This is a genomic window from Rhodococcus sp. NPDC076796 (genome assembly GCF_040702765.1).
GTDB lineage: Bacteria > Actinomycetota > Actinomycetes > Mycobacteriales > Mycobacteriaceae > Rhodococcoides.
On the sequence record NZ_JBFBMS010000004.1, the window covers coordinates 151,460 to 176,370 of the forward strand.

Here is a 24,911-nt window from a genome sequence, read left to right on the forward strand (position 1 = left end):
GGTATGAAACTGATCCTCACCGCTGATGTGGACAACCTCGGTGCGCCTGGCGACACCGTAGAGGTCAAGGACGGCTACGGCCGTAACTTCCTGCTGCCCCGCGGATTGGCCATCCAGGCCACCCGTGGAGCTCAGAAGCAGGTCGACGGCATCCGCCGCGCTCAGGAAGCTCGTGCCGTCCGCGGCCTCGAGCATGCCAACGAGCTCAAGCAGGCCATCGAAGGCCTCGAGGCCGTCACGCTGTCCGTGAAGACCGCGGGCGACTCAGGCAAGCTGTTCGGCTCGGTCACCGCGTCGGACGTCGCTTCTGCTCTCAAGGCTGCCGGTGGCCCGGTCGTCGACAAGCGCAGCATCGATCTGCCGAAGGCTCACGTCAAGAGCACGGGTAAGCACGACATCGTCGTGAACCTGCACCCCGACGTGACCGCCAAGTTCAAGCTGGAGGTCGTCGGAAGCTGATTTCAGCTTTCGGCCCGTTTCGGTCGAACAAAGCCCCACGAACCTCGGTTCGTGGGGCTTTTTCGTGTTTTCTCACAAAGATCAACTGTCGCAATGGGTTCCGATTTGTGAAGCATCTCTCCTCGGACGTTCGTGAGCAAAGCTTTGCGTATTCTTTGGGCGGGGCGACATCGAACATCATCACCAACTTCATCCACCCGACCTGACGCCTAGACGCCCGGAGGAACGCTGCCGTGACCACGACCGTGGAACCTGATTCCGACCCCAGTCCCGAGACCCGACCCGAGCCGCAGTCTCGCGTCGGGTCGATCCTGAAATACGACGTACCGGCCTCGTTGGTCGTTTTTCTTGTTGCAGTGCCACTTTCGATCGGTATCGCCGTCGCGTCGGGTGCGCCGATCATGGCCGGTCTCATCGCCGCGGTGGTCGGCGGAATTCTCGCCGGGATACTCGGCGGCTCGCCGCTGCAGGTCAGCGGCCCGGCGGCAGGCCTGACCGTCGTGGTCGCCGAGTTGGTCAATCAATTCGGTTGGGGCGTGACCTGCGCCATCACGGTCCTGGCGGGTGCCGTGCAGGTTCTGCTGGGAATGAGCCGGATTGCGCGCAGCGCGCTGGCCATCTCACCCGTCGTGGTGCATGCGATGCTCGCCGGAATCGGTATCACCATTGCGCTGCAACAGATTCACGTTCTCCTCGGCGGCGAGTCCGAAAGTTCCGCGGTTCAGAACGTCCTGGCCATCCCCACGTCCGTCGCGAACGGCCAGTGGCCGTCGATCGTCGTCGGCGGAATCGTGGTCGTGCTGATGTTCGCCTGGCCACGGTTGGGTGAGTTGTCCGGCGTGCTGGCCAAGGTCACCAAGGTGCCGGCTGCTCTGGTCGCAGTGGTCACCGCCACCGCGGTCTCGATCTTCTTCTCCCTCGATGTCGAGCGAATCGAATTGCCCGGCAACCTGATCGAGTCCTTGAGCCTGCCCGTCATGCCCGACGGGCAGTGGAGTGCCTTCGCGACCGGCGTCATCACGATTGCGTTGATCGCGAGTGTCGAGAGTCTGCTTTCCGCGGTGGCCGTCGACAAGATGCACAGCGGTGAGCGCACCAACTTCGACCGTGAATTGATGGCTCAGGGTGCAGGCAACATGGCCTCCGGTGCCATCGGCGGTCTGCCGATCACCGGCGTGATCGTGCGCAGTGCCACCAATGTCAAGGTCGGGGCAAAGTCTCGTGCATCGGCGATTCTGCACGGCGTGTGGATTCTGATCTTCTCGGTGCTGTTCATCTCGATCGTCGAACTGGTTCCGTTCGCCGCTCTGGCCGGGCTGCTGGTGATGATCGGTGTACAGCTGATCAAGCTGGCGGACATCAAGATTGCCAACAAGACCGGAGACATCGCGGTCTACGCGGTCACGGTCGTCGGAGTGGTGGTGCTCAACCTGCTCGAGGGTGTGTTGATCGGTTTGGCACTGTCGATCATCCTCGTGTTGCGTCGAGTGGTGTGGGCCAAGGTCAGGGCCGAGGAAGCGGTCGACGGCACCTGGCGCGTCACCACCGAGGGTTCGCTGAGCTTCCTTGCGCTCCCTCGATTGACGCACGTGCTGTCCACCGTCCCCGCAGGTACCGCCGTCACCGTGCATCTGGGCGTGGACTTCCTCGATCACGCCGTGCACGACGCCCTGAACGAGTGGATGCGTCAGCACGAACTCGGCGGCGGCACAGTGAAGGTCGAAGAGGTGGGCACCGCCTCGATGGCGGCTGCTGCCGAGGGTCCGCCGAAGCGCGGATCTGCGACGGTACGCAGCTCGTTGGCACCGTGGCGCGCGTGGCAGCTCAAGAACGATGTTGCGCAGGAGGATTCGCCTGTCGCACTGCGAGCGGTGCTGAGCGGTGTTGCCGAGTATCACCGCACGCACGCCCCCAACATTCGTCCGCACCTCGAGGGCCTGACCGACAACCAGGATCCGGACACCCTCTTTCTGTGCTGTGTGGATTCGCGGGTCATGCCGAACACGATTACCAGCAGCGGTCCAGGAGATCTGTTCACCGTCCGAAACATGGGCAACCTCGTTCCCGCTCAGGGGCAGGATTGTTCGGTGGAGGCGGCGCTCGCGTTCGGAGTCGATCAGTTGGGCACCTCCTCGGTGGTGGTGTGCGGACACTCTGGCTGCGGTGCCATGAAGGCGGTCCTGAGCGGGCCGGAGAACGCCGCGGACGCGTCTGTCGCGGAGTGGTTGGGTTACGGGATGGCAAGCCTCGACGCGTACCGCAGCGGGCATGTGGTGGGTCGTCAGGCGGCGGAGCTCGGCTTCGGTGAGGCGGATCAACTCGCGATGGTGAACGTGGCGGTGCAGTTGCAGACGCTCACTCGTCACCGCGTCGTAGGCCGAGCCAACGCCGAGGGACGGTTGCGAATCACCGGACTGTTCTTCGACATTCCCACGGCGCGAGTGCTTCAGATCGGTACCAGGGAGGTCACTGTGCTGGACCCGGCGAAGTGCCCGCAGGAGATCGGCGGCTGAGTTCTGATCGGCAGTGTCGAGGGGTCCGATTCCAAGCCCGGAATCGGACCCCTCGCGCTGAAACGGGAACCTGGTCTGTTTCTGTGAGTCATCCCAGCCGTTGTGACCTAGTTCACCCTCGGGTTCACCTGGTATTTACTCAACACGCCCGAGCTGTCAATTCGGCCGACACGCCGATCCAGAATCGATGCACAGGAAGAAAACTTTATGTACACCCTCTGACCTGGTGAAAAGGCCGAAACTCGGAAAGTTATACCCAGGTTATCCCCAGACGGTCAACACGGTTGTTCAACACCATCCACATTTCATGCACAGATTCGTCCCCAGGCCATGTTGTGACTCCTGCCGATAGCGCTTAACGTCCGTGCAGCGTCTCTCTCGATGCCGTGCAGCGGCGACGGGACAGTGCGAATCCGGTGCCGAAAAAGCTTGTCGGTGCCCGGGGGTAGAACTTGCTACACAGCACCGCCGGGTGATATTCGACGGTGCCGACGACAATGGGGAGAGGACGGCCGGTTCGCGTGGCAGTTGTGGACGATCGAGGACAGTCCGACTACTCCGGCCCCTCGTCCAGCGAGGGACCCGGCGAGGATTTCGGTCGCCAGCCCCCACAGGACATGGCCGCAGAGCAGTCCGTACTGGGCGGCATGCTGCTGAGCAAGGACGCCATCGCCGACGTGCTCGAGGTGCTTCGGCCGGGTGACTTCTATCGGCCGGCCCACCAGAACGTGTACGACGCCATCCTCGACCTCTACAGCCGCGGTGAGCCTGCCGACCCGGTGACCGTCTCGGCCGAGCTGGATCGTCGCGGTGAGCTCAAGCGCATCGGCGGTCCCCCGTACCTGATCACCCTGACGCAGACGACGCCGACGGCAGCCAATGCCGGGTACTACGCAGAGATCGTCGCGGAGAAGTCGATCCTGCGCCGGCTCGTACAGGCCGGTACTCGCATCGTGCAGTTCGGTTACGCCGGAGCAGACGGTCAGGACGTCGCCGAGGTGGTCGACCGCGCGCAGGCCGAGGTGTACGAGGTCACCGAACGCCGCACCTCGGAGGACTTCCTCCCCCTCGAGGAGCTGCTGCAGCCCACGATGGACGAAATCGACTCCATCGCCAGCCGTGGCGGCATATCCCTCGGCGTACCAACAGGATTCGCCGAACTCGACGAAATCACCAACGGCCTGCACCCTGGTCAGATGATCATCGTGGCGGCGAGGCCTGGCGTTGGTAAGGCGCTCGCCCTCGATACGCCGCTTCCGACGCCCGACGGCTGGACCACTATGGGCGAGGTGGCTGTGGGAGATCACCTCATCGACGCCCATGGCATGCCGACCAGGGTCGTGGCGGCCACGGACGTCATGCTCGATCGGCCGTGCTACGAAGTCGAATTCTCCGACGGCACAGTCATCGTCGCCGATGCGGAGCATCAGTGGTTGACCGAGCGTGAGCGTGTCTCGGCTGTATGCACTACCGAGCACATTCTCGCGACAGGCGACCATTCTGTTCGGAACTCTGCGGCCATTCGGCTACCGGCTGCCGACCTCCCCGTGCCGCCCTATGTTGCGGGCGTAGCGCTCGGTGGTGGACTGTCGGGAGCGGACGCCGGTATCGCAGCGCGTGTGGAGGCTGAGTTCGATGCAGTCCCGCAGCTCTACCTGCGCGCCTCGGAGCGGCAACGACGAGAGCTGCTTGCTGGCATTCTCGACACTGCGGGTTCGATTGCATCGGATGGCTCCATCGATGTTGGTCCGTTCGGCGGCCTGAGCGAGTTGGTTGTGGGGCTCGGTCTCGTGTGGACAGGTTCGTCGGTCGTGACGGACGAGGTTGTATTCGGTGTGGCGCGTAAGCAGTTGCTGCACAAGGAACGTCGAGCTGCGGGATCCACTGTGCGATCGGGTTCGCGGTTCATCGTCGACGTTCGCCGGGTCGATTCGGTTCCAGTTCGCTGTGTGGAGGTCGACAACTCGGAGCACCTGTATCTAGCCAGCGAGTCGATGATTCCTACCCACAATTCAACGCTGTCAATGGATTTCATGCGTTCGTGCTCGATCAAGCACGGCATGCCCAGTGTCATCTTCTCTCTGGAGATGAGCCGCACCGAGATCGTCATGCGACTGTTGTCCGCCGAGGCGAAGATCAAGCTCGGCGACATGCGTTCGGGAAAGATGACCGACGACGACTGGACCAAGCTGGCCCGGCGTATGAGTGAGATCAGCGAAGCGCCGTTGTTCGTCGACGATTCTCCGAACCTGACGATGATGGAGATCCGCGCCAAGGCCCGTCGACTCAAGCAGCGCAACGGACTCAAACTCATTGTGGTGGACTACCTTCAGCTGATGTCGTCCGGCAAAAAGGTCGAATCCCGTCAGCAGGAGGTCTCGGACTTCTCCCGTCAGCTCAAGCTGTTGGCCAAGGAACTCGAATGCCCGGTGGTCGCGGTGTGCCAGCTCAACCGTGGTCCGGAGCAGCGAACCGACAAGAAGCCGATGGTCTCGGACCTTCGTGAGTCCGGCTCACTGGAGCAGGACGCCGACATGGTGATTCTGTTGCACCGCCCCGACGCAATCGAGCGCGACGACCCTCGTGGCGGTGAGGCCGACCTGATCCTCGGCAAGCATCGCAACGGCCCGACCGCGACAATCACTGTGGCGCACCAGCTTCACCTGTCCAGATTCGTGGACATGGCGCGGGGCTAGGGCGATGTTCCCGTGGGCTGAGCGCGTTCATACGTGGACTCAGGTCGTTGCTGCTTGTCCGACCGTGATTCGACTGCCTTGACGCCACTTTCGGATCAGGTTGTCGGACCGCGCTTGGAGTTCGCGTACATCGACGAGTCCGGTGATACCGGCATGGGCACTGGCGGTTCAACGACATTCACACTCGGATGTGTCTTGATTCCAGCTGACGATTGGACGACAAGGCTGGACCACGTCATCGAAATGCGACGGGCTGTGCGCGATCTGTACCGAATTCCGATGAGACAGGAAGCGAAGGCGAACCATATTGTCGGGGTGAAGAAGGTCTACCGCGATCTCGGCCTGGGCGATGGGCAAATGCGCGACCTGTACCAGCGGCATCTGAAATCTCTGATCACCGTGTCATCCGGAGTCTTCGCAATCTCGATTCGCAAGGACCTCTTACAGAAGCGTGATCTCGACGTCTTCGATAGGTCGTGGACGTATCTACTCGAACGACTACGTAAGCGCAGTGATTCGAGCGGCGTTCCGATAGTGATCGTCCACGACATCGGTCAGAACGACGAGGTGCGAAAGCTGGTTCGCCGGTTCCGACGCATCACATGGTCCGCAGTAGGCGACCGCGTCAATGCGCGCCACATCGTCGAGGATTCTGTACCCAGAGACTCGCAGCAGTCATATTTCATACAGCTTGCGGACCTGGTTGCCTACGCTGCTTCCGTGAAAGTTCTCCCCCGCAACGGGCGAACGGCGAAGATTTGCAACGACGAGATGTGGGACCTGCTTGCGCCGATTCATGTCGACAAGGTCTCGCAGCGAGGGGACGGAATCTACTTGTTTCCGCCGAAATGAAGAGGGGCCTCCTTGCGGAGGCCCCTTGACGGCTAGCCTACCTCGGCCATGCGGCCGGCTCAGCTAGCAAGTTCAGGACACCATGCCGGGGCCAACATAGTCAAGCAGTGAGGACACAGGAGCACCGGACCCCGGGGTGCAGTTCAACGTGCTACGTCTGCGACATGCAAGGCGAACCGACAAACAGCCGATCGTGTCCGACCTCCGTGAGTCCGGTTCACTGGAGCAGGACGCCGACATGGTGATTCTGCTGCACCGCCCCGACGCACTCGACCGCGACAATCACTGTGGCGCACCAGCTTCACCTGTCCAGATTCGTGGACATGGCGCGGGGCTAGGGCTGACAGCGCTGGGTCGCGTATTCTCTCTGTGAATCAACCGAGCACCTGACGCAGCATTCGACGAAAGAAATCCATGCCAGAGGATCAGAACACAGACGTTCCACCGAATCACCTCGCGATCGATCCGCGGAGCCCCTTCTACAACGAAGAGGTTCTTCGCCGGGACGTCGGTATTCGCTTCAACGGCGTCGAGAAGACCAGTGTTCGCGAATACAACGTGACCGAGGGTTGGGTGCGAGTCGAAGTCCCCACCGCGAAGGATCGCTACGGTAATCCCATGCTCGTCAAGCTCAAGGGCACGGTCGAACCGTACTTCCGCGACGCGAAATAGCCGACTTCGCCGGGGTCTGGTCGACAGTGGCACCGGCTGCCGCTATGGATTCGAGGGCTCGCTGATGCTCGGCTTCGGTCGATCCCGCGCACGCAGCGGAGTGCACCGTGACGCGGTAGCCCAGTGAACACGCGCCTTCGGCGGCAATCCGAACCCCGAAATCCGTGAGGTACCCGGTTATCACCAAATGCTCCACCCCGACGAGTCTCAACTGAGCGTCCAGATCGGGGTTGGACCAGATGTCGCGGTCGAACTTCGTTGCAATGAGGTCTCCTGGCCGAGGCGTCATCGACGGGTGAAAGCGGGCACCGTCGCCCGCCGGGTCGGAACGCAGCGGATCGGCCACATCGCGGCTGAGATATCGAGTACACACCACCAGCGCGCCCGCCGAACGCCGGGCGTCACGGACCGACCCGGCGCGAGCCAGTGAGCCGGGATCATGCCCGAGCTCGATGATCCATGGCTGAAAGTCGATCTCCAGCAATGCCGTTCGCGTCATGTCAGTATCGGGCCCCGACTGCCGTGGGTGCATCGTCGAGCGCGGTGAGATCCTGGGCGGTGAGCTGAAGCTCGAGTGCCGCGAGGTTGGCGTCGAAGTGTCCGATGTTGGTGGTGCCGGGAATGGGAATCACATGGGGACCCTGGGCCAGTACCCACGCCAGTGCCACAGCGGCAGGGGTGGAGTCGTGCCTCGATGCAACTGCGGACACCACGTCGACGATCGATCGGTTCTGCTCGGCCGCAGCTCCGGAGAATCGGGGAAGTGCCAACCGCATGTCGGTCGCCGGGAGCGTTGAGGTGTCGAGTGAGCCGGTGAGAAACCCTCGACCCAACGGCGAGAACGGCACGAACACCGCGTCGTTCTCAACCGTCCACTGCACCATGTTTCCCGCAGGTTCACCGTCGTGTGTAGTGCCCTGCCCCAACGCATTCCGAGTCCACAGCGATAGTTCGGACTGCACCGCGGCGACCGGATGAATACTGTGTGCCACCCGTGCCTGCTCGACGGTGATCTCGCTGAGTCCCAGGGCGCGCACCTTGCCCGCCGCCACCAATTCGGACAGGGCTCCCCAGGAGTCCTCGATCGGCACCTGGTCGTCGACGCGGTGGAGGTAGTACAGATCGATGGTGTCCACACCGAGGTTCCGCAGGCTGGAGTCGCAGGCCTGCGCGAGGTGCTTCGGCGTACCGTTTCGGGTCAGAACAGGCGCTCCGCCGTCGACGTTGCCGATCAACCCGGCTTTCGTGGCGATCACTGCATTCGTCCCGGCCAGAGCGCGTCCGACGACCCTCTCGTTGTGTCCGGCAGCGTAGGCGTCGCTGGTGTCGAAGAAGTCGATCCCCGACGCGAGTGCGTGCTCCAGGATCGGTGCACCGGCAGTGTCCGAGGATGTATCGGCACCGGTGTAGGCCCAGCTGATACCCATGCAGCCGAGGCCGATGGCACCGACATTGCGTCCGAGTGCCGGGACGTTACGAGTGGGAATCGACATGAATGCTCCTGTGCTCGTTGGGTGATGGGTGGACGACCGCGAGACCCTCGCAGTCGAGACCTCGTGCGATCAGGTCCTCGTAGTGCGAGATTTTCGTTTCCAGCGCAGATCGTGCTTCGGCGAGACGACGTTGCTTCTCGTCGACGCGTGCGCGGTGCGCGGTCAGAAGGTCGATCCGTTCCTGATGAGTGGACGCACCCAGATTCACCAGAATCACGAATCGACGCATATCGGCTGTGGGCATCCCGGTCGTCCGCAGACGAACCAGAAGTTTCACGAGTGCGACCAGTCGCGGGCTGAATGCGCGTCTACCCATCGCCGTGCGAGGGATCTCGGGTATCAGGCCCTCCCGCTCGTACCAGCGAAGCGTGTCCTGCGTCAGTCCCGAGGACTCGGCCATCTCGGCAATTCCGATACTCACGTCCTCGGTGTCGGTCGCGGCCGGTGAATGCGGTGCTGCGGTCATGGACCAGACGCTACGTCTTCGAGTGCACTCCAACGCAAGCCGAAATCGGCCACGATCACACACTCGTCCGATGGATCGAGTCGTACTTCTCTCGAGCGAGAGCGACCTCGTCCATGTTCAAATCCGCCCAGTCCTTGAGCTGGAGAAACACTCCGACCAACGAGCGACCGAGTTCTGTCAGTTCGTATTCCACGGTCAGCGGAACGGTCGGTGTCACCGTTCGGGTCACCAGTCCGTCGCGCTCGAGATTGCGCAGAGTTTGAGTCAGCATTTTTTGCGTGACGCCCGATACTCGTCGTGCCAGCGCCGAATGTCTCATCGGCCCGTTCATCAGCGCACACAGCACGAGCGTGACCCATTTGTCGGCCAGCCGTGCCAGCAGCTGGCGGCTGCTGCATGTCACCAGAAAGGCGTCGTGTTCGGCGGTGCCGACTGTCGCGCCTGCGTCGTCGTGTTCGATCACTGTTGTGCCCCTTCGCCTGGGTCTCGGATAGGCACTTCAAGGTACCTACTTCCTACTGGATACTTCTTCGATGATGCTGTCAGCACGTGATCCGCTGGACCGATAGGAGCCCGATGCCCGACACCACGTTGCCCGAAGATGCCCTGCCGACATCCCACCGCCAGTGGGCGGGTGTCTGGGCAATGTCGGTCGCGGTGTTCGCCGTCACAGCAACGGAAATGGTGCCCGTCGGGCTACTGCCGGCCATCAGTTCGGAGTTCGGTGTCACCACCGGGCTCGCTGGACTGACGGTCACAGCATTCGGACTCGCCGCGGGTCTTACCGCTCCGGCCGTCACCTCGTGGACCAAGACCGTGGATCGGCGGGTGCTGGTGCTCTCGATACTGGGAATCTTTGTCCTGGGCAACACCGCGACGGTCCTCGTCGATTCCTACTGGCAGCTCATCGGGGTTCGGGTACTGATGGGCTTCGCACACGGATTGATGTGGTCGATCGCGGCCACCGTTGCCGTCAGGTCGGTGTCTCCACAATTCGCGGAGAGGGCTACTGCGATAGTCCTGTCCGGTATTGCTGCTGCGCTCGTTCTGGGACTACCGATTGGAACCGCCATGGGCGAGAGGTGGGGCTGGAGTGCGCCTTTCGTCGGATCGGCCGTTCTGAGTGCCGGAGCAGCGTGTGCGGTATTCGCATCGGTTTCTGCGTTGCCACCGCAGATGTCCAGTCCTTCGGGCTCCGTGTTGTCCACTTTTCATCGGTGGCCTGGATTGCGCACGGTGCTCGGGGTGACGGCGCTGGTTGTGGTCGGCCACTATGCCGCCTATACGTATGTAGCCCCACTTCTCCTGCAGCACAGTGCAATTCCACTACCGTTGATCGGTGCCCTGTTGCTGGCGTTCGGGATCGCCGGTGTGCTGGGCAACTTCGTCGGCGGTGCGGCCGCGGCGCGCGAGTCGCCACTCGGGTTGGTCCAACTCGTGTTCCTGGTTCTTCTCGCGATCACGCTCGCCGTATCGGCCCTACCGACCGCGGGTGTGTGGGCGACCGTTGTGCTCGTCGTCCTATGGGGTCTGTCGTACTCGGCGCTTCCCGTGGTCTTGCAGACCGCAGTGTTCAGGGTGGCGTCCGGTGCGAAAGAGCAGGCCACGTCGTTGTACGTCATGGTGTTCAATCTTTCGATTGCCGTCAGTGCTGCTGCGGGCGGTCTGGCGATCGAACGGTTCGGAGTCACCGGACCGGTAGTTCTCGGTGCAATTCTTTGCGCGGCCGCCGCGTCTGTGGTCCTGCTCAATCTCCGATCGAAGAGCGTTGCGCTGCAGCGCGAAACATCGTGACTGGCGGTGTCGATCAGATTCGGTATCGGATCAGTCGCGAGCTGTTGCCCACCACCGCAACCGAAGATGCGTTGTGCAGAATCGCGGCGAGCACCGGCGACAGTGCTCCACCGGCGCTGACCACGAGGCCCAGTGCGTTCACTGCGATGGACATTCCGTAGTTCTGCCGGATGACCGATACCGAGTGTCGACCGAGATCGCGAACGTCGAGCAGCCGTGTCAAGTCGTCGCTGGCGAGAGCGACATCGGCCGTTTCGACGGCAACATCGGTGCCCGCCAACCCCATTGCGATTCCGATATCCGCGACGGCGAGCGCGGGTGCGTCGTTGGTGCCGTCGCCGACCATCGCGACGACATACCCCTCTTCTTGGAGCTTGCGGACGGCTTCGAGTTTGTCATCGGGCATCACCTCGGCTCGCCATTCGGCGATGCCCAGTTCGGCGGCGACGGCCGCGGCGGTCTCGGGGTGATCTCCGGTGAGCATGACGATCCGTTCCACACCGTCGGCGCGAAGCGCATTCAAGACTTCCAGAGCATTCGACCGGACCTCGTCACGCAGGCTGATCAATCCGACCAACACTCCGTCCACTGCCAGCAGCAACGGTGTCTCGGCTTGACGCTGAAGTCGCGAAACCCAATCGGCTGCATACTCGGACACGTCCACGCTCTCGCCGCGCAGCAGCGAAGGACTGCCCAGCAGCAGAGTCCGACCGTCTGCGACTGTTCGCATGCCGAGGCCGACGAGCACTTCGCACTCCTCGTGCGGAGGAATCACGATGTGGCGTTCTTCGGTGCTGCGAATTACGGCCTCGGCCAACGGATGCCGAGAGTGGATCTCGGAACTCGCGGCATACGCCAGAACCTGCTCCGGCTCCCAGTCGTCTTGGAAAGAAACGACATTGGTGACGACGGGGCGTCCGACGGTGAGGGTTCCGGTCTTGTCGAACACGAAGGCATCGACCCTGCCTGCCTGTTCCAGATGCGACCCACCCTTGATGAGAATCCCTCGGCGAGCACCGTTTCCGATGGCAGCGCTGATGGCCGTCGGAGTCGACAGACCCACCGCACACGGGCACGCGACGAGCAGCATGGTCATCGCCCGTCGGACATCCCGGGTGACCAGGAGGGTGAGGCCCGACAGGATGAACGACGCGGGCACGAAGCGTCGTGAGAAGTTCTCTCCCACAGTCTGAATCGGAGCGCGGTCTTCCTGGGCCTCCTCGACGCGCGAGATGATGCGACCGATCGTCGTATCGCGGCCTACCGCAGACGCGCGGATGACGATACGTCCACGGACGACAACGGACCCGGCATGGATCCGGTCGCCTGCAGCTATCGTCACCGGCAATGTCTCACCGGTGATCGCGGACTGGTCGACCACCGCGTCACCGTCGACGACGGTCCCGTCCACAGGCACGCCGACGTGATCGTGCACGACAACCTCGTCGCCGATCTCCAGCCGATCGACGTCGACAGAGATCTCGGAACCGTCGGGAAGCCGAATCCACGCGGTGTCCTGCGTGCCGGTCAGAAGATCGGAGATTGCGCGACGAGTGCGCTTGAGCGTCAGCTCCTGCAGGTACTCGCCGATGTTGAGCAGCCACAGCACGGTCAGGGCAACGACATTCTCGCGGAGGACGAGACTTGCCACAGTGGCGGCGCTGACGAGCGCGTCGGTGCCGGCGGTCCGATTTCCGGCCAGCGAGCGCAGCGCTCCCTTCAGGAACGGATAGCCGGTGAAGATGGTGGCTCCGGTCGCCACGACACGGCTGGTGGGGCCGAGGATGGGTGGCCGTCGGAAGGCGTAGCGACGGAAGCCGAGCAGGACCAGGGCCGCGCCGCCGATGGTCATACGCAGGACGTCGCCGCTGGTGACGTCCGCAGACCGTGGGCTACGCACGGGTACCAGAGCCCAGTCGGTGGTGCGACCCGCGTTCACCGCATCGAACAGCTCGGCCCGGTCGATCCGGGAGCGGGAGTACCAGACGACGACCGACGCGGTGCGGGGGTACGCGTGGACGGCTCGCACGCCGCGGATCTTGTCGACGTGATCTTCGACGGCGACCGCGCGACCCGGACTCGACCGCAGCCAGTCGACGCGAAGCCGCATGCGGCCGGCGGCATCGGACAGGATCTCGATGCCATCCGCGCGGCTGGGAGCCGTGTCGATGGTGTCTTCGACGAGCATCGTCATATTCGGCCGACTGCCGTGATCAGTGCGAGTGGCCGTGGCCGACTTCGGTCGCCGAGGGTGGTGGCACTTCTTCGCCGAGCCGGTCGCGCGCCTCCGCAACAACATCGGACACAGCCAAACGTGCTGATTCGGCGTGATTTTCGGCCTTTCGCGCGGCGCGGAGACCGAGCTCGGTTGCCGATACCGCAGCCTTGCGGACGGGAGCCTTGTCGTACAGCTTCTTGGCACCGTTGTACGCGGCGACGCCGACTGCGCCTGTTACGACCGTCGATACTGCCTTCGCGACGATGATCGGAAACGCCATGTTGTAGCTCCTCGAAATCGAACCTGTACCCACTTATTGGGAATCGTATTCGTTTTGTGCGGCTGTGGCGACTCCCGGGGTCGCAGGGCGTATGGCCACCCATACTTCGATCGGGCCCGGGTGCGGTCGGGCGAGCCATTCGCAGACACCTCGATCGAGGTACAGATAGTGCAGCGTGAGCACCAGTGTTCCGTTGCTGTCGCGATACGCGCCCGATGCGCTACGAAGATCCGACTCGCTCTTCTCGACGGCCGCCAAAAGCGCATCGTTCGACCAGTTACTCCCGGCCGGTCCAGGTATTCGTAATACGGGTTCACCGGGGAAGGTGGGCCGCTCGATGCTGTCGATGGTTTCGACGACGATGGCCTCGTCGATCAATGTGCCGCGCAGTGACACCCAGCTACCAGCCGGAGGGGCATCGCAGTGACCCGTCAGAGGCATCCTCACGGCACTGTCGCCGACGGCTCGTTCGTCGGGTCCGTCGGGAACGAAAACAGTCGACCCGTCGTCGGCGACAATCACTCCGATGCCGATGATCGAATCACCCGATGCGACCGCAAGCGAGTGGATCCGAGAATTCATCGGCTCGGCTTCGCGGTGCGAAAAGCTTTTGTGACATAGGGCAGTTCGATCGTTGTCGATCCCTCCAGCCCCAATTCGTCGAACAGTGCGGTGAGATCACGATCGATGCGGTTGCGTTCATCGGGGGTCGCGGTGATGTAGAAGCTGCGCGACCGAACCAAGTCGTTCAACTGGGACCGACTCACCGTGCGCGACCACGTCCACCGCTCCTCGTCGAGCCGACGGAACGGTTCTGCGATCGGCGGTGGACCGTCGTCGAACATGGTCAGGGCTCCACCGCGCGAGACCACCGAGTTCAGTCGCCGAACCCACGATTGCGACTCGTCACGAATGTTCCAGATCAGTCCCAGAGTGCCGCCCGGGCGGAGAACCCGGCCGATCTCGCGTGACGCGGCCACTGGCTCGACCCAGTGCCAAGCCTGTCCGAGCAGAACGGCATCGACGCTCCCGTCCTCCAGCGGCAGGGACTCGGCAGTGCCGACGTGCGCGGGAACTCCGGGCACTGCGTCGCGCAGGGTGTCGAGCATGGCGGGATCAGGATCGACCGCGACGGCATCGCACCCGGCGGCGACGATGATTCGGGTGAGCTTGCCGGTCCCGGCACCGACGTCGGCGACGAAAGGACGATCACCGGATTCGAGTACGGGTTCCAGCAGCCATTCGACCGCTGCCGACGGGTATTCGGGGCGAGCAGATTCGTACACGTCGGCGACAGTCCCGAACGACGTCGAGCTGTTATCTCGGCTAACCATATAGCCAGGCTACATCGCGTGCGTCAGTTCAGCTCGAGTTCGTAATACAGAGCTTTGGGTCCCTCGCCACGGCCTTCGTGGCAGTCGAAGCCACGCTTTTCGTACACGTGTCGCGCCGCCTCGTCGTCCTCAGAGGTGTTGAGGTCCATGTAGGTGGCACCCTTGCCGCGTGCGTGCTCGATGACGTCGTCGAGAAAGGTTGTGCCGTAGCCCTTCCCGCGTAGCCCAGGCTGGATGTAGAACTCGGCGAGGTAGGCCTCGATATCCGCACTCAGAGTGCCGGCCCTGAATCGAAGAACGGCCACACCGATGGCGGGAGTCCCGAACGTCAGCACGCTGGTGTCGCCGGATTTCACCAGAGAGTCGAGATGTGCTGCAAGCCAATCCGACTCGGGCACCGGGTAGTCGTACTCGCGATTGAAGTCGATCAACAGGGTTGCGGCCTCGGAGAATTCTGCAGCATCCTGGACGACACGTGTACCGCTGATTGGTGCCATTACTTTCTCCTCGGTCAGTGTTCCGGTTGAACGAGATTCTTCGCATCGAGCAGACCGAGACCGGGATGCATCTCTCGTAACGCTTTGATGGCGTGGACAGTTCTGCCGGATTCTGCGACCACCGCGTCGACATCCTCGACGGGTACAGCTTCGGGTTCGATCTTGTGGGGCATCAGCCAGGCCCGGCCGTGTCGGTGCCAGAGCCACGGGGCGGCTATCGCCAACACCGCCAGCTTCGTCCAGTTCCACAACGATGGTTCGGTCACGATGTCGGCAATCGTCGAGAACACGACCAAGGCCAGCCAGATGCCGAGCAGATATCGAGTCCACCGACGTTGACGGTCGTTCATGTTCCCATGGTGTCACCGACGCTCGGTCGAGACAATGCGTCAACGACGCAATTCGGTATCGAGTCGAACCATGAGCACGCCGAACCTCGTACGCCCGGCGATCGGTGGCGGAAACCGGCGTAGGACCGAACGCACGGTCGCGTCGGCCTCTGCCTCGATCCATTCGATCTGCTCTGCAACAGCATTGGATTCCGTGAGCATCAAATGCACTGCAGATCCGAGAATGTGTTTGACCTGATGGGGGCTGTACAGCGGATGGAGAAAGGCAGCACCGGCCGCGTGCATTGCGGACAGTGCGGCGTCCGTCGCTGCTGAAGCCGGCACCTCACGGGCAGCCTTGTGCGCTGCCCAGGCGAGTTGGCGAAGTGCTGTTGTGCGGTGGCCGGTCTCGGCGAATGCCTCGGCACCCTCGATTGCCGCGCCTGGACGTGCATCGTCGGGGTGGGCCGTCTCGTAGATCGGTAATGCCCGTCGGGCGCAGTTAGCGGCGAAGGCCGTCACGTGTCGAATGTCGTCGACGCTCAGCTCGACATCCGTAGGTTCGGCCACTCAAGCCTCTCGGGTTCGATTGCGTGTCAGCACGAATCCGAATTTGTACATGACCACCCCGGTCAGCGCGCCAAGTGTTGAGCTTGCAATGGGTACCAAGTACAGCCACAGCATCGATAGGCCTTGTGTTCGTCGGTCGAACGAGTTGTTCATCGAGGTCACGAACTCGTCGCTCATCGTGAGACCTTGTAGAGGCTCGTAGCCACCCGAGTACACGACGCCACTCGTGTTGGTGGTCATTTCACCGATCAGATACCAGCCCAACGGAGCCAATCCGACGACGAATCCAAACAGCAGCAGGACGATGACGAGATTGCGCACCATCTCAGGCTATTGCCCCCGTCAACCGTCGTACACCTCCGTGGTGATGCAGAAGGGGTGGCCGGCGGGGTCGAGGAGAACTCGCCATCGGGGGTCCGGCTGCTCTGCTGCCTCCCTGGCGCCGCATTCGACTGCGTAGGCGACGGATCCGGCAAGGTCCCCTCCCGCATCCAGGTCGAAGTGCACGATCGAAGTCGATGGCCAGACGGGAGGGACGTAGTTCGCAACTTTCTGCGCAACGATGTTCAGGCCGGATCGTGTGCGAAGCCCAACGCTCTCTGAGCTCTCCCACAACAACTCGCCGCCGAGAAGCGCGAGGTAGAAGTGCGCGACTTGCGCCGGATCGGCGCAGTCGATGGACGTCCCCGCTATAGCGAGGGGGTTTCGCGGCATATCTGGAGACTACGGTCGGTGGTGCCGTCAGTGCCCCCGCTTCGGCTCAACTCACCTCCCTCGCAGGGCTTGACCTCGAGTGCGCTCGAGGTTGCAGGGTGGGTTCATGCAGATGACATTCGACGAGTTGCCTCGGCTCATGACTCTTATGACGGGCGACGAAAAGCACAGCACCAGTGCCACTTCCACCCTCGACGTGTTGTGGGTGCTGTACTCCGACATTCTGAGCCTCGACGCGGAGAATCCCGACGACCCCGAACGCGACCGGTTCTACCTCTCCAAGGGTCACGGCCCGATGGCGTACTACGCAGTGCTTGCGGCACGTGGATTCTTGACGCCGAACGAGCTTGCGTCGTTCGGCAGCTACGACTCTCCGCTGGGAAATCACCCGGATCGCACGCTGGCACGCGGGGTCGATATCGGATCGGGATCGCTCGGTCATGGCTTGGCACTGGCCGCCGGAACTGCTGTTGCGCTGCGGATTCAGAAGAGCATCGCCCGAGTTTTCGTACTGATCGGCGACGCCGAGCTCGACGAGGGCAGCAATATGGAAGCCATTCAATTCGCTGCGCGATCGAATCTGGGCAATCTGACCGCCGTGGTGATCGACAACGACTCGGCGGGCCTGGGTTGGCCCGGGGGCATCGCGTCGCGGTTCACAGTCGAAGGATGGTCGGCGTCCGACGTCGACGGCCGAGACCACAGTGCGCTCCGGCAGGCGTTTCGCCTCGATCATGCGGATCGGCCGCACGTGGTGGTTGCTCATGTCGAAAAGAAGGAGAGCTGATGAGCGCAACGCTGGACCAACGCGAGCACTTCTACCGTCTGGTGCCCGCACTGTTGGCGCAGAACGAGCGAACGGCGTTGGTGCTGGCGCAAATCGGAGTCGGATATGTCGAACCGCACCTCACTCCCGATGTTCGATCGCGGGTGATCAACGTCGGGATTCGAGAGCAGGCCATGATCGGTGTCGCCGGTGGCTTGGCCTTGGCCGGAATGCGTCCGGTCGTGCACACCTTCCCGCCGTTCCTGATCGAGCGACCGTTCGAGCAGGTGAAGCTCGACCTCGGGCACCAGGGCGTCGGCGCAATCCTGGTGAGCTCGGGCGGGTCCTACGGGTGGCCGCAGGGCGGCGAGACACACTTCGGTCAGCGAGATGTCGCACTCCTCGACACCTTGAGCGGGTGGACGGTCCACGTTCCCGGGCACGTGGACGAGGTCGACTGGATGCTGCACAGCGCGACGGCAACCGACGATTGTGTCTACATCAGGCTCGACGGGGTGTGCAACGAACGTCCGCACGGTCGGCCCGATGGGACGTTCACCGTTCTGCAGCAGGGTAATTCGGGAACGGTGATCTCCGTCGGACCGATGACGGACCGGGTTCTGGCCGCAGCCTCGGGGCGCGACGTGACGGTGCTCCATGCGTCGACGATCAGGCCGTTCGACAGTCGAACGCTGCGGGCGACGTTGACCGCGCCGGACGTCATGATCGTCGAGCCCTATCTCGCGGGAACGTCAGTGCTGCAGGTCGATCGGGCCTTGGCTGATGTGCGTCATCGAGTATCGGGGGTCGGGGTCGAACCAGGAGAGCGTCGCAAGTACGGCACGGTGGCCGAACACGATCGGGCCAACGGGTTGGATGTCGATGGGCTGTCCCGATCGATGAGCGACTTCTTCGGATGATCAGCTCTGGCGGCGCTCGTACCTGCTCCTGGCGACGTGGTACGCGGAGTCGAGTAGTTCCCGAATATGTGTCTCGGTCTGCGAAGACGGGTTGACCACCGACAGCCAGCCTGCGGTGCCGTACTGAGGGTGGGCAGCGAGGACGTCGTCGACGTCGGCCTGGGGTGCGTTGGCCGCCTCGCGGGGCGGCACTCCCAGGATCCTCTCGAATTCTTGTTTTCCTGCAACGATATTGACGCGGAACGCATCCGTTCTGTCCAGCTGGGACAGCTCGTCGCCCGGGTAGTTCTTGGTCACGATCGTCGCAAACGGCTGAGTGGTCGGGATCGTGCCGTCGGGCGAGTAGTAGAAGAACGCGTCGCCCCACGCGAGCTCGGGAGTTCCGTCTCCTTCTCGAGGCCGCTGCGTCACCGTGCCCTCGAAGCTGCCGACCAGATTCACGATGTCGTCGAGTGTCATGCACCGATCGTCACACGGTCGGCAGCATCTGTCGCAGTGTTCAGCCGACTTTGTACGTACCGGTTCCGGTCGCGACGAGGCGGCCGGATTCGGTCCCGATGATGTCGACTCGACACGTCTTGAGGCTCCTGCCGGCGTGCATCCGAGTGCCGACGATATCGATCCCTTCGGCATAGACCGGCTCCATGAACTGAACGGACATGGAGACCGTGACGCCCCGAAGTTTCTCGGGGACTGCGGATCCGGCCCATGCGGCGGTCATGATCCCGATATCGATGCAGCCGGCAATCACGCCACCGTGCAGCATCTGGCCGACGGTGGACAGCTCGTCGCGATACGGCAGCCGCAGTCGAGCTGTGCCCTCGTCGATGTCGATGAGCTCGATTCCCAATTGCTGCACGAACGGTGATTGCGGAAGAAACATGGCCATGGCCGCGCTTCCGCTGGCCGGTGCCTGTACTTCGTTGGTTGTCATCGCTACCCCTCTATCGTAATTGGATTCCGATATCGGAATCAGAGTACGATAAGTTCATGGTCTTGGAAACCCCCACCGACAAGCGGAAGCGTCGAACGCACAACGCTGTGCTCGACGCCGGTCAGACGCTCTTCCTCGAGCACGGTTATCGCGGAACGACGATCGAGATGCTCGCTGCAACAGCAGATGTGGCAGTGAGCTCGATCTACGCCAACTTCGGCGCAGGCAAGGTCGACGTCTATACGGCACTGGCGTGGCGAACGGCGCTGGCCCATGTCGAACAAATGTCTGCACCCGTCGACGCGGTCGACCCCGTCCGTGTGGTCGCCGAGTTCCTCGATCGATACATCGCATTCCATCGCGGTAGTCCGCTGGCGCTGCGACTGCTGGGGTTGACCGACGTGGACAAGTCCGAGTCCGAAACGGTCGGCGCGGCCAAAGCCAAGATCGACAGAGCGCTCGGTGGGCTCATCGATTCGGTGACGCACGCAGTGACGGACGCAGGGTCCGACGTCGACCCCCGCGCTCTGGTCCTGAACGCCTGGGCAGCGATGAACGGAGCTGTGTCACTGCGGCAACGACGCATCGTCGACCAACCGATGCTCGACGCGATGCTCGCCATCACGCGGGCCGATATGCTCCGTCACCTGAATGGGACATCCGATGAGGCCCGGTGAACTCGGGCAGGCGTCTTCGCGAGTCGTACATCCACCGATGTACGACGAGATACTCACGCAGACCGATGTGGCGCGCCCTGCTGATTCGTAACGTTGTTCAGGTCAACGTCACAGCGATATCGGAGGAACCGTCATGCACGCCGCAACACTTCTGTCTCAGCAACCGTCCACCACCGAACAGGTGCTGGGGTGGGGGTTGGGAACCATCGTTCTGGTGGCGGTGCTCGGCGCAGTCGTGCTGTTCGTCGCTGCGCTGGTCAGCATCATCCGGTCGCCCAACTACACCGTCGCCGGCCGGGCAGTGTGGATCTTCGTCGTACTGGCGTTCCCGTTCCTCGGTCCCCTGGTCTGGTTCGTGTGGGGTCGGAAGTCGACTTTCGCCGTCGATGCCTCCAACGGACTCAGATGATCGATCCGATCGTGCGCGCCGCGTCGGCGAACTCGCCGGGGTTGGGGCCCGCGTAGTTGAGTCGGAGAAACTTTCCGGTGGGTTCGGCGGGAAAGTAGTCGTCGCCGGCTCCGACGATGACACCCGCCGACTTGCATTCCTGCACAATCCGTTCCAGATCGGAGTCGTCGCGCAGACGCATCCAGAGATTGAGTCCACCTCGGGGCACCGCGTCGAGATGTCCACGCGGTGCGAACTCGATGAGGCTGTTCGCCAACAAGTCTCGACGCGAGGCCAACTGAGTGCGCAACCGCCGCAGGTGGGTTCGCCAGGCGGGTTGAGTGACGACGTCCAAGGCGACGGATTGCAGAACCCCGCTGACATACATCGATTCGGCTCCCGTATCGGCGAGGATGCGTTCGTGCGCCGGTCCGCGAGCGATCAAGCCCGCCAGGCGAACCGACGGTGACACCGTCTTGGTGAGGGAACGCAGATAGACGACATGTCCGGCGTCGTCGCGTGCGGCCAGCGGATTCGGCTCGGAGGTGATGCCGAAATCGTGGGCCGAGTCGTCCTCGATCAGAAACGCGCCGTGGCGTCGAACAGTGTCGAGGACCTGCTCGGACAATGCAGGCGACCACTGTGCCCCGGTGGGGCTGGCGAATGTGGGTTGCGCATAGAACGCCCGAGCGCCGGTGTGCGCGAATGCCCGTGCGAGCGCGTCGGGGTCCGGACCGTCGACGCCGCTGGGTATCGGTACGACGCGGACACCGGCCTGCGTGGCAGCAAGGATCGCACCCCAGTACGTCGGGGACTCCATGAGCAACGGCCGCCCGGCACCGACGAGCGCCCGAAATGCAGTACTGAGTCCGGTCTGGCTGCCGGGGATGATGACGACGTCACTGGCCGACGGTGGCGTGATGCCCAACGGTGTCGACGCGCCCAACTCGGCGGCGAACCATGCCCGCAATTCCGGCAGACCTGCGGTGGGTGGTCGGGCGATAACCGAGTCGGTGCGGGAGGCGCGGGTGAAGGCGGCGTGAACAAGCCTTTCCGGCAACAACTCCCGGGCCGGGTAGCCCGAATGCAAGGCGATCACATCGCTCGATGTCGATTGCAGAGCCGCCGGAAGTTGAAGTCGATTGTCCGGCGCTCCCAGTGCAGCAGTCTGCCATCCGTAATCGTTGGGGCGGGCGGTGCGCACCGTCCTGACGAATGTGCCGACGCCAGGCCGGCTTTCGATGACGCCCTGCGCGATGAGCGTGCGCAGGGCCTTCTGCACCGTGACCGGACTGGCCGAATGCTCGGCAACCAGGGCGCGGGTGGACGGCAGCCGGGCTTCCGGTGGCGCTGTCGCAATCCAGGTTCTCAGTGCAGACACGATCCGGGAGCTGCTATCGTCGGACATGACACAGCATAGTAGCGCTACTCGGTCTGGCGCGGGTCTGCTATCGCGCGCCGGACTGCTCTGGGGCCTGGCAGGCGTCACGGCGTTCTCGTTCACGGTGCCGCTGACCCGCGTAGCCGTCACCGGAGGCCTGTCCCCGCTCTTCGTCGGCTGCGGACGCGCTGTGGTCGCAGCCGCACTGGCCGCGGTAGCGCTCGCCGCGACGGGTCAACGGCTCCCGCAGGGGCGGCAGTGGATTCGGCTCGCGGTGATCGCGGCCGGTGTCGTCGTCGGCTTCCCGGTACTCACCTCGTACGCCCTCACCACGGCATCGGCGGGACACAGCGCCGTCGTCATCGCGTTGCTGCCGGCGGCCACCGCGGCCACTGCGGTTGTCCGCGAACGGCAGCCGGTCCGGCCGATGTTCTGGCTGGTCGCAGGTGTGGGGGCTGCCGTCGCGGTCGGGTTCGCTGCCGTGCAAGGCGGGCAGGTGACCGGGTTGCAGTGGTCGGATCTGTTGCTGCTGGGAGCAGTGGTCGCTGCAGCGGTGGGATACGCCGAAGGCGGCCTGCTGTCGCGAGAGCTCGGTGCGTGGCAGACGGTGTCGTGGGCGCTGGTGGTGTCCGTACCGGTGACCGGAGCGTTGGCCGCGTTCGCGTGGTGGCAGCAACCGTCGACAGCCGGGGCATCCGAGTGGGCCGCCTTCGGCTACCTGGCGGTGGTGAGCATGTACCTCGGGTTCTTCGCCTGGTATCGGGGACTGGCGATCGGCCCGATGGCCGGCGTCAGCCAGGTCCAGTTGATCCAACCTGTGCTGACCATCTGCTGGGCCGCGATCATCCTGCGTGAGGGCTTGACGTGGCCGGTGCTGGTGGGTGGAGCGGCGGTCATCGTGTGTGCAACAGTGGCGGTCCGGACCCGGATGTCGCCGACCGTTCGGCAGGAGGAGTTTTCGAAATGACGAAATCGATCGATCAGGCGCGCAAGCTCGAGAACGTGCGCTACGACATTCGTGGCCGCATTCTGGACAAGACCGAAGAACTCGAGGAGCAGGGACACGCGATCCTGCGACTCAACGTCGGTAATCCTGCCCCGTTCGGTTTCGAGGCACCGGACGAGATCATGATGGCGATGATCCGTAATCTTCCTACCGCGCAGGGGTATTCGGATTCCCGCGGTCTGTTCTCTGCGCGCACAGCGGTGGTCCAGTATTACCAGACCAAAGGCCTGACCGATCTCGACGTCGGCGACGTCTACCTCGGCAACGGGGTATCGGAATTGATCACCATGACGATGCAGGCCCTGTGCAACCCGGAAGACGAGATTCTGATCCCGTCGCCCGACTATCCGCTGTGGACCGGCTCGGTGGCCCTGGCCGGTGGCGTACCCGTTCACTATCTGGCCGACGAAAGCCAGGATTGGGCCCCGAACTTCGAGGACCTCGAAGCCAAGATCACCCCCCGCACCCGCGCGATCGTGGTGATCAACCCGAACAATCCCACCGGAGCGGTGTACTCACGCGAGGTACTGCAGCGATTCGTCGACCTTGCGCGGGAGCACGATCTGGTTCTGCTTGCCGACGAGATCTACGAGAAGATCGTCTACGACGGTTCGGTGATGACCAACCTCGCCACCCTGACCGGGAAAGACGTTCTGTGCCTCACCTATTCGGGTCTGTCGAAGGCGTACCGGGTGTGCGGATTTCGGGCGGGATGGCTGGCGATCACCGGCCCGCGTCGACGCGCGGCGAGTTTCATCGAGGGCATCACGCTGCTGTCCAACATGCGCATGTGCGCGAATGTGCCGGCGCAACACGCAATACAGACTGCGCTCGGCGGTAGGCAGTCGATCGAGGATCTGTTGCTCCCGGCGGGCAGGCTGACCGCGCAGCGCGACCTGGCGCATCGCATGCTCAACTCGATCGACGGAATCAGCTGCGTCCAGGCAGCGGGTGCGCTGTACATGTTCCCGAAGCTCGACACCGAACGGTTCGGGATCGTCGACGACGAGAAGTTCGTACTCGACCTCCTCGAATCCGAGAAAATTCTCGTCAGTCACGGCCGCGCCTTCAATTGGGATGTGCCCGATCACTTCCGGCTCGTGACCCTGCCCAACGTGGACGATCTCGCGACGGCGCTCGAGCGTCTGGGCAACTTCATGAGTTCCTATCACCAGTGAAGATCAACCGGGGTCCGGCTCGAACAGTTCCTCGATCGAGCAGCCGAAGGCCGCGGCGAGGCGAAAGGCGACGGGCAGGCTCGGGTCGAATCGTTCCTTCTCGATGGAGATGATCGTCAGGCGCGTGACGTCGATGCGTTCGGCCAGTTCGTTCTGAGACCAGCCCTGCTCGGTGCGACGTCGTCGAACACTGTTCTTCACTCGGACAGGGCGCGATGTCGTGCGAGGGCGTACCGCGCGGTGAACGATGCGAACGCGGCGAGAAGCAGGCCGATCAGGAGCAGGGTGGCCGGTGGTTCGGCGCGCGCGATCGAGACGACGGCGAGGGTCAGGCCGAGCACAGTCACCAGGTCGGTGGCCATTCCGCTCGATGCGGTCGACAACCAGTGGGATTCGATGCTCTCGCCCGAGGAGTACGCGGCCTCCGCCGTCCTCGGGGCGACGAAGAGGATCCATCCGAGCGTTGTTCCGAAGGGCAGTGCGGTGAATCCGAAGACCACCGCGGAAATGCCCGGTGCGACCGGCGAGACGAGCCAGGCGAGCAATGCCGTCGCCGACGCGGTCGCCAGGCCGACGGCACCGACTGACAGCCATTTGAGAATCATCCGAAACTCCGATCGTAGGTATAGTTCACTATACGTATAGGAAACCATACATCCGTGCCGAACGTGTTCGCCGATGCGGCTCTGGCGGTAAGGTTCCGACACGTAGATCGTCGGGATTCGGCGTCGTACCCAGCCCAAGGAGCCAGCCCGTGCATACGTCTTCACTCGG

General features: G+C 63.2%; 30 protein-coding genes and 1 pseudogene. 13 read left to right on the forward strand and 18 right to left on the reverse strand.

What is annotated here, in order from left to right; translation table 11 throughout:
- Positions 1-3: 3 nt before the first annotated feature.
- The 6 genes and pseudogenes from rplI to AB0366_RS14670 all read left to right on the forward strand — a co-directional run bounded on the left by rplI (position 4) and on the right by AB0366_RS14670 (position 7,192).
- Complete coding sequence (gene rplI / locus AB0366_RS14645) at positions 4-459, forward strand: 50S ribosomal protein L9 (RefSeq protein WP_032378698.1); 456 nt, start codon at positions 4-6, stop codon at positions 457-459.
- A gap of 233 nt (positions 460-692) precedes the next feature.
- Entirely contained in the window at positions 693-2,972 is a 2,280-nt protein-coding gene (locus AB0366_RS14650) for a bifunctional SulP family inorganic anion transporter/carbonic anhydrase (RefSeq protein ID WP_366244554.1), read from the forward strand.
- A gap of 521 nt (positions 2,973-3,493) precedes the next feature.
- Positions 3,494-5,668: a replicative DNA helicase gene (gene dnaB, locus AB0366_RS14655; protein ID WP_366244555.1), complete on the forward strand. Its 2,175-nt coding sequence runs from the start codon at positions 3,494-3,496 to the stop codon at positions 5,666-5,668.
- Between the two features lie 33 nt (positions 5,669-5,701).
- Positions 5,702-6,520 (forward strand): DUF3800 domain-containing protein, encoded by an 819-nt coding sequence (locus AB0366_RS14660; protein ID WP_366244556.1) that lies wholly within the window; start codon positions 5,702-5,704, stop codon positions 6,518-6,520.
- A gap of 169 nt (positions 6,521-6,689) precedes the next feature.
- A pseudogene (locus AB0366_RS14665) lies at positions 6,690-6,858 on the forward strand (DnaB-like helicase C-terminal domain-containing protein); the annotation flags it as partial.
- Positions 6,859-6,934: 76 nt separating this feature from the next.
- Positions 6,935-7,192, forward strand: a complete 258-nt coding sequence (locus tag AB0366_RS14670) for a DUF3297 family protein (RefSeq protein ID WP_094611446.1) — start codon at positions 6,935-6,937, stop codon at positions 7,190-7,192.
- Here AB0366_RS14670 and AB0366_RS14675 read toward each other — a convergent pair.
- From AB0366_RS14675 to AB0366_RS14690, 4 genes are read right to left on the reverse strand one after another with little or no spacing between them, the layout of a single operon-like run.
- Positions 7,152-7,691, reverse strand: coding sequence for a cysteine hydrolase (locus AB0366_RS14675; protein ID WP_347872350.1), 540 nt, complete (start codon positions 7,689-7,691; stop codon positions 7,152-7,154). The genes AB0366_RS14670 and AB0366_RS14675 overlap by 41 nt on opposite strands.
- 1 nt (position 7,692) lies before the next feature.
- Entirely contained in the window at positions 7,693-8,685 is a 993-nt protein-coding gene (locus AB0366_RS14680) for an aldo/keto reductase (RefSeq protein WP_347872349.1), read from the reverse strand.
- Entirely contained in the window at positions 8,666-9,151 is a 486-nt protein-coding gene (locus tag AB0366_RS14685; RefSeq protein ID WP_347872348.1) for a MerR family transcriptional regulator, read from the reverse strand. The genes AB0366_RS14680 and AB0366_RS14685 overlap by 20 nt, the downstream gene beginning before the upstream one ends.
- 55 nt (positions 9,152-9,206) lie before the next feature.
- Positions 9,207-9,614: a helix-turn-helix domain-containing protein gene (locus AB0366_RS14690; protein ID WP_121871566.1), complete on the reverse strand. Its 408-nt coding sequence runs from the start codon at positions 9,612-9,614 to the stop codon at positions 9,207-9,209.
- Positions 9,615-9,727: 113 nt separating this feature from the next.
- Here AB0366_RS14690 and AB0366_RS14695 point away from each other — a divergent pair, with 113 nt between their 5' ends.
- On the forward strand, positions 9,728-10,945 hold the full coding sequence (locus AB0366_RS14695; RefSeq protein ID WP_347872347.1) for an MFS transporter: 1,218 nt from the start codon (positions 9,728-9,730) through the stop codon (positions 10,943-10,945).
- 13 nt (positions 10,946-10,958) lie between these two features.
- On the opposite strand, the gene AB0366_RS14700 is transcribed toward AB0366_RS14695, so the two are convergent.
- The 9 genes from AB0366_RS14700 to AB0366_RS14740 are packed head-to-tail and all read right to left on the reverse strand — an operon-like array spanning position 10,959 to position 16,887.
- Entirely contained in the window at positions 10,959-13,139 is a 2,181-nt protein-coding gene (locus AB0366_RS14700) for a cation-translocating P-type ATPase (RefSeq protein ID WP_366244557.1), read from the reverse strand.
- 19 nt (positions 13,140-13,158) lie between these two features.
- Positions 13,159-13,443 carry a DUF1490 family protein gene (locus tag AB0366_RS14705; RefSeq protein ID WP_366244558.1) on the reverse strand — a complete coding sequence of 95 codons (285 nt, stop codon included), beginning with the start codon at positions 13,441-13,443 and terminating at the stop codon, positions 13,159-13,161.
- Positions 13,444-13,476: 33 nt separating this feature from the next.
- Positions 13,477-14,025: a hypothetical protein gene (locus tag AB0366_RS14710; RefSeq protein WP_366244559.1), complete on the reverse strand. Its 549-nt coding sequence runs from the start codon at positions 14,023-14,025 to the stop codon at positions 13,477-13,479.
- Positions 14,022-14,777, reverse strand: coding sequence for a class I SAM-dependent methyltransferase (locus AB0366_RS14715; RefSeq protein ID WP_366244560.1), 756 nt, complete (start codon positions 14,775-14,777; stop codon positions 14,022-14,024). Before AB0366_RS14715 ends, AB0366_RS14710 begins: the two co-directional genes overlap by 4 nt.
- A 23-nt stretch (positions 14,778-14,800) precedes the next feature.
- Positions 14,801-15,274, reverse strand: coding sequence for a GNAT family N-acetyltransferase (locus AB0366_RS14720; protein WP_366244561.1), 474 nt, complete (start codon positions 15,272-15,274; stop codon positions 14,801-14,803).
- Between the two features lie 14 nt (positions 15,275-15,288).
- Positions 15,289-15,624 carry a hypothetical protein gene (locus AB0366_RS14725; RefSeq protein WP_366244562.1) on the reverse strand — a complete coding sequence of 112 codons (336 nt, stop codon included), beginning with the start codon at positions 15,622-15,624 and terminating at the stop codon, positions 15,289-15,291.
- Positions 15,625-15,663: 39 nt separating this feature from the next.
- On the reverse strand, positions 15,664-16,173 hold the full coding sequence (locus AB0366_RS14730) for a putative immunity protein (protein ID WP_366244563.1): 510 nt from the start codon (positions 16,171-16,173) through the stop codon (positions 15,664-15,666).
- Positions 16,174-16,497, reverse strand: coding sequence for a hypothetical protein (locus tag AB0366_RS14735; RefSeq protein ID WP_366244564.1), 324 nt, complete (start codon positions 16,495-16,497; stop codon positions 16,174-16,176).
- A gap of 18 nt (positions 16,498-16,515) precedes the next feature.
- Positions 16,516-16,887: a VOC family protein gene (locus tag AB0366_RS14740; RefSeq protein ID WP_366244565.1), complete on the reverse strand. Its 372-nt coding sequence runs from the start codon at positions 16,885-16,887 to the stop codon at positions 16,516-16,518.
- Positions 16,888-16,993: 106 nt separating this feature from the next.
- Here AB0366_RS14740 and AB0366_RS14745 point away from each other — a divergent pair, with 106 nt between their 5' ends.
- A complete protein-coding gene (locus AB0366_RS14745) occupies positions 16,994-17,674 on the forward strand; it encodes a thiamine pyrophosphate-dependent enzyme (RefSeq protein WP_366244566.1) in 681 nt (226 codons plus the stop codon).
- Positions 17,674-18,573: a transketolase gene (locus tag AB0366_RS14750; protein WP_366244567.1), complete on the forward strand. Its 900-nt coding sequence runs from the start codon at positions 17,674-17,676 to the stop codon at positions 18,571-18,573. The genes AB0366_RS14745 and AB0366_RS14750 overlap by 1 nt, the downstream gene beginning before the upstream one ends.
- Here AB0366_RS14750 and AB0366_RS14755 read toward each other — a convergent pair whose 3' ends face one another.
- Complete coding sequence (locus AB0366_RS14755) at positions 18,574-19,032, reverse strand: DUF6194 family protein (RefSeq protein ID WP_366244569.1); 459 nt, start codon at positions 19,030-19,032, stop codon at positions 18,574-18,576.
- A 40-nt stretch (positions 19,033-19,072) separates the two neighbouring features.
- Complete coding sequence (locus tag AB0366_RS14760; protein WP_121871554.1) at positions 19,073-19,507, reverse strand: PaaI family thioesterase; 435 nt, start codon at positions 19,505-19,507, stop codon at positions 19,073-19,075.
- Between the two features lie 56 nt (positions 19,508-19,563).
- Between AB0366_RS14760 and AB0366_RS14765 the strand changes: the two genes are divergently transcribed.
- Both AB0366_RS14765 and AB0366_RS14770 read left to right on the forward strand, forming a co-directional pair.
- A complete protein-coding gene (locus AB0366_RS14765) occupies positions 19,564-20,184 on the forward strand; it encodes a TetR/AcrR family transcriptional regulator (RefSeq protein ID WP_366244570.1) in 621 nt (206 codons plus the stop codon).
- 133 nt (positions 20,185-20,317) lie between these two features.
- Positions 20,318-20,593, forward strand: a complete 276-nt coding sequence (locus tag AB0366_RS14770; RefSeq protein ID WP_366244571.1) for a PLD nuclease N-terminal domain-containing protein — start codon at positions 20,318-20,320, stop codon at positions 20,591-20,593.
- Here AB0366_RS14770 and AB0366_RS14775 read toward each other — a convergent pair.
- Positions 20,586-21,980, reverse strand: a complete 1,395-nt coding sequence (locus AB0366_RS14775; RefSeq protein ID WP_366244572.1) for a PLP-dependent aminotransferase family protein — start codon at positions 21,978-21,980, stop codon at positions 20,586-20,588. The genes AB0366_RS14770 and AB0366_RS14775 overlap by 8 nt on opposite strands.
- On the opposite strand from AB0366_RS14775, the gene AB0366_RS14780 reads away from it, so the two are divergent.
- A complete protein-coding gene (locus tag AB0366_RS14780) occupies positions 21,979-22,920 on the forward strand; it encodes a DMT family transporter (RefSeq protein ID WP_366244573.1) in 942 nt (313 codons plus the stop codon). The genes AB0366_RS14775 and AB0366_RS14780 overlap by 2 nt on opposite strands.
- Positions 22,917-24,137: a pyridoxal phosphate-dependent aminotransferase gene (locus AB0366_RS14785; RefSeq protein ID WP_366244574.1), complete on the forward strand. Its 1,221-nt coding sequence runs from the start codon at positions 22,917-22,919 to the stop codon at positions 24,135-24,137. Before AB0366_RS14780 ends, AB0366_RS14785 begins: the two co-directional genes overlap by 4 nt.
- A gap of 3 nt (positions 24,138-24,140) precedes the next feature.
- Here the strand turns inward: AB0366_RS14785 and AB0366_RS14790 are convergent, their stop codons facing one another.
- Together AB0366_RS14790 and AB0366_RS14795 are read right to left on the reverse strand one after the other, a co-directional pair.
- Entirely contained in the window at positions 24,141-24,338 is a 198-nt protein-coding gene (locus AB0366_RS14790; protein WP_366244575.1) for a helix-turn-helix transcriptional regulator, read from the reverse strand.
- Entirely contained in the window at positions 24,335-24,742 is a 408-nt protein-coding gene (locus AB0366_RS14795; protein ID WP_366244576.1) for a hypothetical protein, read from the reverse strand. Before AB0366_RS14795 ends, AB0366_RS14790 begins: the two co-directional genes overlap by 4 nt.
- Between the last annotated feature and the right edge of the window lie 169 nt (positions 24,743-24,911).

Bases quoted from the DNA above. Each gene is read 5' to 3' on its own strand.
- rplI (WP_032378698.1), top strand. From the start codon at position 4: ATGAAACTGATCCTCACCGCTGATGTGGACAACCTCGGTGCGCCTGGC.
- AB0366_RS14670 (WP_094611446.1), top strand. From the start codon at position 6,935: ATGCCAGAGGATCAGAACACAGACGTTCCACCGAATCACCTCGCGATC.
- AB0366_RS14675 (WP_347872350.1), bottom strand. From the start codon at position 7,691: ATGACGCGAACGGCATTGCTGGAGATCGACTTTCAGCCATGGATCATC.
- AB0366_RS14680 (WP_347872349.1), bottom strand. From the start codon at position 8,685: ATGTCGATTCCCACTCGTAACGTCCCGGCACTCGGACGCAATGTCGGT.
- AB0366_RS14685 (WP_347872348.1), bottom strand. From the start codon at position 9,151: ATGACCGCAGCACCGCATTCACCGGCCGCGACCGACACCGAGGACGTG.
- AB0366_RS14695 (WP_347872347.1), top strand. From the start codon at position 9,728: ATGCCCGACACCACGTTGCCCGAAGATGCCCTGCCGACATCCCACCGC.
- AB0366_RS14700 (WP_366244557.1), bottom strand. From the start codon at position 13,139: ATGACGATGCTCGTCGAAGACACCATCGACACGGCTCCCAGCCGCGCG.
- AB0366_RS14705 (WP_366244558.1), bottom strand. From the start codon at position 13,443: ATGGCGTTTCCGATCATCGTCGCGAAGGCAGTATCGACGGTCGTAACA.
- AB0366_RS14710 (WP_366244559.1), bottom strand. From the start codon at position 14,025: ATGAATTCTCGGATCCACTCGCTTGCGGTCGCATCGGGTGATTCGATC.
- AB0366_RS14715 (WP_366244560.1), bottom strand. From the start codon at position 14,777: ATGGTTAGCCGAGATAACAGCTCGACGTCGTTCGGGACTGTCGCCGAC.
- AB0366_RS14720 (WP_366244561.1), bottom strand. From the start codon at position 15,274: ATGGCACCAATCAGCGGTACACGTGTCGTCCAGGATGCTGCAGAATTC.
- AB0366_RS14725 (WP_366244562.1), bottom strand. From the start codon at position 15,624: ATGAACGACCGTCAACGTCGGTGGACTCGATATCTGCTCGGCATCTGG.
- AB0366_RS14735 (WP_366244564.1), bottom strand. From the start codon at position 16,497: ATGGTGCGCAATCTCGTCATCGTCCTGCTGCTGTTTGGATTCGTCGTC.
- AB0366_RS14740 (WP_366244565.1), bottom strand. From the start codon at position 16,887: ATGCCGCGAAACCCCCTCGCTATAGCGGGGACGTCCATCGACTGCGCC.
- AB0366_RS14745 (WP_366244566.1), top strand. From the start codon at position 16,994: ATGCAGATGACATTCGACGAGTTGCCTCGGCTCATGACTCTTATGACG.
- AB0366_RS14750 (WP_366244567.1), top strand. From the start codon at position 17,674: ATGAGCGCAACGCTGGACCAACGCGAGCACTTCTACCGTCTGGTGCCC.
- AB0366_RS14755 (WP_366244569.1), bottom strand. From the start codon at position 19,032: ATGACACTCGACGACATCGTGAATCTGGTCGGCAGCTTCGAGGGCACG.
- AB0366_RS14760 (WP_121871554.1), bottom strand. From the start codon at position 19,507: ATGACAACCAACGAAGTACAGGCACCGGCCAGCGGAAGCGCGGCCATG.
- AB0366_RS14765 (WP_366244570.1), top strand. From the start codon at position 19,564: ATGGTCTTGGAAACCCCCACCGACAAGCGGAAGCGTCGAACGCACAAC.
- AB0366_RS14770 (WP_366244571.1), top strand. From the start codon at position 20,318: ATGCACGCCGCAACACTTCTGTCTCAGCAACCGTCCACCACCGAACAG.
- AB0366_RS14780 (WP_366244573.1), top strand. From the start codon at position 21,979: ATGACACAGCATAGTAGCGCTACTCGGTCTGGCGCGGGTCTGCTATCG.
- AB0366_RS14775 (WP_366244572.1), bottom strand. From the start codon at position 21,980: ATGTCCGACGATAGCAGCTCCCGGATCGTGTCTGCACTGAGAACCTGG.
- AB0366_RS14785 (WP_366244574.1), top strand. From the start codon at position 22,917: ATGACGAAATCGATCGATCAGGCGCGCAAGCTCGAGAACGTGCGCTAC.
- AB0366_RS14795 (WP_366244576.1), bottom strand. From the start codon at position 24,742: ATGATTCTCAAATGGCTGTCAGTCGGTGCCGTCGGCCTGGCGACCGCG.